Genomic DNA, 1322 nt, shown 5'->3' with positions numbered 1-1322 from the left:
GGCGAGGACGCCTCGGACATCGAGAACGCCACCAACCCGGCGGAGCCCGCCTCCGCGCAGGACGATGCGGAAGAGGCCCCGGCCGCCAAGGCCCCGGCCAAGGCCGCCGCCCCTGCCCCCGAGGCGCCCAAGTCGAACGCCAGCCCCGACTGGCCCGAGGGCACCGAGATGAAGTCCACGACCGTGCGCGAGGCGCTTCGCGACGCCATGGCCGAGGAAATGCGCCGCGACGAGAACGTCTTCCTGATGGGCGAGGAAGTGGCCGAGTACCAGGGCGCCTACAAGGTGTCGCAGGGCCTCCTCGACGAGTTCGGCGACAAGCGCGTGCGCGACACGCCGATCACCGAGCATGGCTTTACCGGCCTTGCGGTCGGCGCGGCCTTCGGTGGCCTCAAGCCGATCGTCGAGTTCATGACCTTCAACTTCGCCATGCAGGCGATCGACCAGATCGTGAACTCGGCCGCCAAGACGCTCTACATGTCCGGCGGCCAGATGGGTGCGCCCATGGTGTTCCGCGGCCCGAACGGCGCCGCGGCCCGCGTCGGCGCCCAGCACAGCCAGGATTACGCGGCCTGGTACGCGATGATCCCGGGCCTCAAGGTCGTCATGCCCTACTCGGCCGCCGACTACAAAGGCCTGCTGAAGACCGCGATCCGCGATCCGAACCCGGTCATCTTCCTGGAAAACGAGATCCTCTACGGCCGCACCGGCGACGTGCCGGTGATGGACGATTTCACCATCCCCTTTGGCAAGGCCCGGGTCTGGCGCGAAGGCAAGGACGTGACGATCGTCAGCTTCGGCATCGGCATGCAATATGCCCTGGAAGCGGCGGAGAAGCTGGCCCAGGACGGGATCGAGGCCGAGGTGATCGACCTGCGCACCCTGCGCCCGATCGACTACGACACCGTGCTCGCCTCGGTCATGAAGACCAACCGCTGCGTCACGGTCGAAGAGGGCTTCCCCGTCGGCTCCATCGGCAACCACATCTCGGCCACGATCATGCAGCGCGCGTTCGACTATCTCGACGCGCCGGTGATCAACTGCGCCGGCAAGGACGTGCCGATGCCCTACGCCGCGAACCTCGAGAAGCTGGCGCTGATCACCACCGAAGAGGTGATCGAGGCGGTCCACCAGGTCACCTATCGCTGAGGAGGCAACGACATGGCCACGGAAATCCTGATGCCCGCGCTCTCCCCCACGATGGAGGAAGGAACGCTGGCGAAATGGCTGGTGAAAGAGGGTGACACGGTCTCGTCCGGCGACATCCTCGCCGAGATCGAGACCGACAAGGCGACGATGGAATTCGAAGCCGTCGACGAGGG

The 1322-nt window shown here is 66.6% G+C and carries 2 protein-coding genes; both read left to right on the top strand.

All coding sequences use genetic code 11. The features are described 5' to 3' along the window. Window positions 1-1149, top strand: a 1149-nt coding sequence (locus CVV76_RS24350) for a pyruvate dehydrogenase complex E1 component subunit beta (RefSeq protein ID WP_102227274.1), incomplete at its 5' end; no start/stop codon positions are given. A 12-nt stretch (window positions 1150-1161) separates the two neighbouring features. Next, the coding region (locus CVV76_RS24345) for a biotin/lipoyl-containing protein (RefSeq protein WP_146010398.1) at window positions 1162-1322 on the top strand (161 nt) is incomplete at its 3' end.

It is taken from the genome of Acidimangrovimonas sediminis (genome assembly GCF_002871005.1).
GTDB classification, from domain to species: domain Bacteria; phylum Pseudomonadota; class Alphaproteobacteria; order Rhodobacterales; family Rhodobacteraceae; genus Acidimangrovimonas; species Acidimangrovimonas sediminis.
Note: the sequence above shows the minus strand (reverse complement) of the source record. Positions and strands in the feature narration are given on the sequence as shown.